Origin of the sequence: Hadarchaeum sp. (SeqCode), assembly GCF_049969415.1 — an archaeon.
Lineage (GTDB): Archaea > Hadarchaeota > Hadarchaeia > Hadarchaeales > Hadarchaeaceae > Hadarchaeum.
This window is the reverse complement of the sequence record NZ_JBMFOX010000046.1, coordinates 1-5555: the sequence shown is the minus strand read 5'-3', so window position 1 is coordinate 5555 and position 5555 is coordinate 1. Positions and strand designations below refer to the sequence as shown.

Here is a 5555-nt window from a genome sequence, read left to right as displayed (position 1 = left end):
ATTCAAGTACTTCTCGAGCTTGGGGAGGAGCACGGGGTTCGGGAGGGCAAGGGTCTGCGGATCGACCTTCCCCTTTCATTGCGAGACGTGACGGAGATGATTGGAGCGAGCCCTCAAACCACGTGTAACGAATTCTGGGCCCTTGCCCGACAGGGGACTATAAAGATTTCCTGGCCTACGTTGCTCATCCTCGATCAAGAGGCCCTGCGCTTCCATAGGTGACGAATGTCTTCTTTGGCTAAAAAGTTACGTTCCTGTCGGGGTTATTACCTGCTCCTTCGCCTAGACGAAGCCATCCCTTCAGGAAGCCGAAGGCTTTCCTTCAGCTAGCTGATTGACTGCAACGGGTGTTCATTGCTTTTATTTAGTAAGGAGGTGGTGAAACATGCGCGAAGAGCTCCAGGTTCTCGAGCCTCAGGAGAGAGATGTGTCTACCACGTGGTCTCGGCCAGAGATCAAGGAACTCGCGGTGTGGACTAACCCGAGCGCTGCGCACTGCTGTTGCACCTGTGCTTGTAAAGCAGAAGGAATTATATAAGCCCATAGGGAGGTAGCTGGTCATCCGGCTGCCTCCCGCATAATCGAGATGGATCGCGATATGAGGGCAATGGTATTTCAGTTGCCAATTGAAGAGGATGTGGTGGTGATTGACAGAGCGCTCAGTAAGGGTTTGCACTTGCTGGCTCATATGATTTATACAGAACTGGATGTGCTACACCTCGAAGAAAGCCACGAGTATGCAATTTGTTCCCAGATAGCTGCGGCTATCGAGTGTGGGATTGTTATCCCTGAACGGCTTATGTTGACGCTAAAAGATCGTGTATTATTAAACATTTTTCACTCGGGCCAGCACCTTCCGTTGCGCGAAGCTACTCGGGCAACTCAGTTCCTTACTCTCCTGGAGCGGGATGAGGAGGCTTTGCGCGCGCTCTCCGTCCTGGCTTCAGCCGTTCAAGGGGCCCAGAACAGAGACGGAGGCTGGGGCTTCTATCGTACTGACCACTCCCGTATACCTGCGACTTCGGCCGCGCTCCAGGTCCTGGCGAAGTGTAGGACGAAGGGACTCGATGTGGACCAGTCGGTACTTGATAGGGGATACGCTTTCCTCACAGAGGCCTACTATAAAGACCTCGCACGAGATCGAGTGCTAAGTTTTAAAGCTGCCCAAGTGTTAAGCGCATACCTTGTGCGGGTTCCCGAGATTCCTGAGTTGTTGCGTGACATCGCTGGAAGCGTGATTCGAGTTCTGCACGAAAGCCAGTCGGAAAACGGTTCTTGGACGTTTCTGGTTCGCGCTACCCCTAGGATGCGTGAGGATCTGGGCTCGGTCGCCGTGACATCGATTAACGTTGACGCCCTCACAGCCGTTCTGGCCAGGGAGGAGGTGTTGACCGATGAACAGTGGGCCACCGCGTTGACGATGGCCTTGAAAGGTGCGCGATTCCTGTGCGCGACCCAGATGGGGGACGGGTACTGGCCAGCTCAACATAGTGACGAGTACATCATCCGTACTGCCGAATGTGTCCGGACCCTTTTCCGGGTGCGACGATTAATTTCCGATGCTTAGGAACGAAGAGCAGCAAGCAACACCGGAGTTCTTTGAAGCTCTCAATGCCGAGTTGATGTCTACTCTTCCGACGCTTGAGGGTGCATGGAAGCCGCGATTTGTTTTCGGACTGCAATGGCACATCACGGATCGGTGTAACCTTCGCTGCAAGCATTGTTACATTGACAGGGCACCACGTCGTGACCTGTCGCTGCAGGACCTGCTCGTCATTCTGGACAAGTTCTGCGCTGCATTGCGGGGCTGGCAGGCAGCGGGCCGAATCGTGCTCGGCGGCGGTGAACCATTTATGCGCCCCGACCTCTGGGAACTCGTCGAGGCCATATCGGCGTATCACCAACGCGGCTATCCGCTGCGGGTTGACTTTATGACCAACGGCAGCTTTGTCACCGACCAGGTCATACAGCAACTACGTACATACCGCGGGATATTGGGGGTCGTCCAAGTAAGCCTCGACGGCAGCCATGAAGAGGTTCATGATTCCATTAGGGGGCCGGGCTCCTTCGTTGCTGCCTGCTCTGCGCTTAAGCGGCTGAGGGACGCGGGTGTGCCAACGGCCATCCACTTCGTGCTGACCCGCAGGAATCTTTCGGACGTAGATGGCCTTCTAGAGCTATCGGCTGAGTTGGGCGCTTCCCGGGTGACCGTCTCGCGACTTGTCCCCCTGGGGCGGGCAGAGGCGAGCGACATGGTGACAACGGATGAGTTGCGAGAGTGTTGGACCCGCCTAGCCGCAATGGCTTACGTATACCGCCGTCGCGGTGTATTCCTCGCGACGGGGCGCTGTGATCTTTGGCATCTGGCAGACTTGGAAGGGGCTCTCATAACGTTGCGATTGCGCAAAAAGGGATTCCTCTCTCCCTTGCTTGCGGTCGGTCAGCGCTGCCCGGCCGGTATTAACGGCCTCACTGTCGACGTCGACGGCACTGTATACCCCTGTCGTCGCCTTCCGATTCCTATCGGGAACCTCCTTCAAGACGAGTTCTTTACTGTCTGGCTTGCTCCCCTGTTAAACGATCTACGGCGACGGGGCCAGCTGTTGAAGGGGAAGTGCAGGAAGTGCGTCTTCGCCACGGAAGAGGACTTATCAGTGCTCTGTCTTGGAGGCAGCCCGTGCCAGGCTTACGCCACGGGGGGCGATCTTTTTGCCCCTGATCCAAACTGTTGGTTTGATCCGTCTGAGGGAAACGAGAAGGTGATTGTTAAATGGCGCCAAAATTCATTCTGAAGGACAAATGTTTCATCATACCGGACCCCGCTCGCACCAAGCGCAAGGTCCTTTACGATGCATTGGTTGGTACTGTCTGGGAACTGAACCCGTCGGCGGAGTTTCTTGTGGGCAAGCTGCTCGGCTCAGCCTGGTCAGAAGATGAACTCGTATCGGAAGTCGTGAAAGTTTTTCAGTGTTCGGAAGAAGAAGCCCGCGCCGACGTACGCGCGTTCCTCATAGTCCTGAAGAACCTGAACTTAGTGGACGAAGTAACCGAGACTTCACCTTAAGTATAATCTGAAACAACAACATGTGGTTGACTTGGCAGCTGATAGCGGTCTCTAAAGTTGTCACCCTTGCGGAGTCCATGACAGGGGTCTACTTCCCCGTCTTATTCCGGGAGAGCGGGTGGTCGGTGAGGATGCTGTCGTGGCTGCTTACCTTAGATTCCGTTGTCACACTTGTTTTCACACCCCCCGCTGGGTACATTTCAGACCGCGTCCCTGTTCGCTTACTGATGCCAGTGGGATTGGCTGGGATAGCGACTGCCTACATTTGTCTTGCCACATCTAAAAGTCTTTCTTCGTTCATTGTTTACGTCGCGTTGAAAAGTATCTTCTCGGCTATATTTCAGGTCGTCTTCCTCTACTCCCTGGCGCAGGTAATCCCCCGACATCGAGAAGGTACCTACTTGGGGCTCAATCGTGCTCTGGGCCAGGGTGCGGAGACGTTGGGGGTTATGCTTGGAGGATTCCAGTATGCTGCAAATCAATCATTACCTTTTGTGGTCAGCGCGGGGATCACCTTTGCCGCGGTCATAGGAACGCTAATAATAACGCGCCATCCGGCGTTTGCCTCGCCAGCCAAGCGCATAGAGAGACGACAACAACCAGGGGCACCTGTTATTGGACCGTGGGTCTTTGGCCTATTGTTTACAGCGGCATTGTTTATGGGAGCCTCCTTTCAGGCCGCCAGATTCATATCGCTGTATGTGACAGAGGTAGCCAAGCGGAGCACTGTTGAATTGGGAACCTTCTTTTCCCTGCTCACGGGTCTTTATGCGCTTACCCTCCCGCTTTTCGGAAGGCTTCTCGATCGCACCAGGCGTCCGCTTGCGCTGCTGGGAATCGGTTACGCTGGTAGACTATTCTTCTATGGAGCTCTTCCCCTTGCCTTTGCATCCCCGTATCCACACGTACTCGTAGTGGCGACGCTGCCCTACAGCATGGTGGTCTTAGCCCAGCAAAAGGCGCTGTTCTACCTCGCTCCGGCAGCATGGCAGGGGCGGATCTTCTCGCTACAGCATGTGGCTTTCTTGTTAGCTCCAATGATAGCCTTTCCAGTTTACGGGGCCATTTGGGAGGCCTTAGGCCCAACCTCAGTGTTCCGCGTTGCTTGTGTTTTCTTGGTAGCTAGTGCTCCTGCACTCTGTTACGCCTATCTTGTGGCAGTGCGACATATGAAGGGAAAAGAGCCGACACAGAGCGAACTTCAATGAGGGGAGCGTCCTACGGTACAGTGTAAAGCGGTAGCCATGAGCCTATCTGACAAAGCTGTCAACCGGGCGGCCTTGGTGCGCCAGGAGATCGTTACCAGGCAGAGGGGTTGGTGACGAGGTGGTTGAACGAAGGCGGTGCTCCTCCTAAGAACGCTTGGCAACAAGGAAAGGAGGAACACCGGCAATGGATCTTGCCTACAAGGAAGCGTATGCCATGAACCGGGAAGCGGCAAGGATGAGATTGGTCGAGACGTACCTCCAGACGGGCAGCATCGCAGAGACCGCCCGCAGGTGGCACACCTCGCGGAATCTGGTCCGGAAGTGGGTCCAGCGTTACCAAGAGAGCGGGGCAGGTGGACTGGCTGACCGGTCTCGCCGTCCCCGCCGCTCTCCCACCCAAACCCCAGCCCAGATCGAGGCCGCGGTGCTGGAGGCGAAGGAGCGGACGGGGTACGGGAGGAAGAGGCTCGCCTGGTACCTGTGGCGGGAGAAAGGCCTGGCCCTCTCTCCACACACGATCCGCCACATCCTCTCCCGAAACGGGTTTGGGGGCCGCAAGAAGAAGCGGAAGACATTCTATCCCGCCCACTGGGCCTGGGAGGAGGAGCGGCCGTTCACCCTCGCCCAGGTGGACGTGAAGGACGTGCTCGACAAGGGGGCGTTGGGAACGAAACCCTGGGATCACCTGGCGAAACGGAAGCTCCCCCGCTACCAGTGGACGTTCCTCGAAGGGCGGACGAGGCTCCGGTTCTTGGCGTGGAGCCACGAGGTGAGCCTAACCAACGGGCTGTGCTTCATGAGCTTGGTGATGCTGTGGTTGAGAGGGCACGGGATCGAAGGGGAGGTGGTCTGGCAGACGGACTGGGGGGAGGAGTTCGGAGAGAGACGCCGAGCCCCGACAAGGCTCGGTCTCTTCTGGGGGAGCAATCCCGACAAGCTCCACCGGCTCCAGAAGAAACACTACGAACCTGTAGGCGCCAGGCTTGCGCGGATCCCGCTGGGGAGGAAAGAACATAACGGTCGGGTGGAGCGATCCCACCGCACCGACGACGAGGAGTTCTACATCCCGTTTCTGGACAAGGTACGGACGGAAGAGGGATTGTTGAGGAAGGCGGCGGGGTGGGTGTACTACTACAACCTGGAGCGGCCCACTACGGGAAGGGGATGGACGGGAAACCCCCGTTTTGGAAGCTGCGGGAGTTGGGGTACGATCTACTTGAGGAGTTCGCCCTGTTCCCGCCCCTGGTCTTGGATCGGATCAGCGCCGACTGGGCCCTCAGGGG

General features: G+C 56.7%; 6 protein-coding genes. All 6 read left to right on the top strand.

Annotated elements, in window-relative coordinates; genetic code table 11:
* Positions 1 to 222, top strand: a 222-nt coding sequence (locus ACP5PX_RS07130; RefSeq protein WP_428085278.1) for a helix-turn-helix domain-containing protein, incomplete at its 5' end; no start/stop codon positions are given.
* A 376-nt stretch (positions 223 to 598) separates the two neighbouring features.
* Positions 599 to 1567 (top strand): hypothetical protein, encoded by a 969-nt coding sequence (locus ACP5PX_RS07125; protein ID WP_428085277.1) that lies wholly within the window; start codon positions 599 to 601, stop codon positions 1565 to 1567.
* A complete protein-coding gene (locus ACP5PX_RS07120; protein ID WP_428085276.1) occupies positions 1560 to 2792 on the top strand; it encodes a radical SAM protein in 1233 nt (410 codons plus the stop codon). Before ACP5PX_RS07125 ends, ACP5PX_RS07120 begins: the two co-directional genes overlap by 8 nt.
* Complete coding sequence (locus ACP5PX_RS07115; protein WP_428085275.1) at positions 2771 to 3064, top strand: PqqD family protein; 294 nt, start codon at positions 2771 to 2773, stop codon at positions 3062 to 3064. Before ACP5PX_RS07120 ends, ACP5PX_RS07115 begins: the two co-directional genes overlap by 22 nt.
* 20 nt (positions 3065 to 3084) lie before the next feature.
* Positions 3085 to 4272 (top strand): MFS transporter, encoded by a 1188-nt coding sequence (locus tag ACP5PX_RS07110; protein WP_428085274.1) that lies wholly within the window; start codon positions 3085 to 3087, stop codon positions 4270 to 4272.
* Positions 4273 to 4456: 184 nt separating this feature from the next.
* Positions 4457 to 5555 (top strand): helix-turn-helix domain-containing protein (locus ACP5PX_RS07105; protein WP_428085273.1); only part of this gene is annotated, 1099 nt, incomplete at its 3' end.